Annotated in this window: 1 pseudogene; it reads right to left on the bottom strand. The window is 52.7% G+C overall.

Annotated features, from left to right (window positions below):
* A pseudogene (locus ACYZGB_RS22950) lies at positions 1–161 on the bottom strand (ATP-binding protein); the annotation flags it as partial.
* Positions 162–279 lie beyond the last annotated feature (118 nt).

The raw sequence follows: 279 nt of genomic DNA, 5'->3' as shown, positions 1-279 counted from the left end.
TCCAACGCATTGACCAGATCCACTGTCGAGTAGAACCGGACACGTTTGGAATGGTGCGTTAGCCCATTGATTCCCAGCGCCGTTGCCAAGTGGGTTTTGCCGGTACCAGGACCACCGATCAGGACAATGTTCTGGGCATCGTCGGTGAAGCTCAGTGTTGATTTCCACGCAAACCTGACCCACCATTTCCATCTCGATCTGACCCACCCTTGTTCGTGAACTTCACGCTCACGTTGTGGATAAGTTCTTGGCTATCTTCTCCTTCTTGGTGGTCTGTGG

It is taken from the genome of Acidovorax sp. Q11, from assembly GCF_054950075.1.
This window is presented reverse-complemented; position numbering and strand designations above follow the sequence as displayed.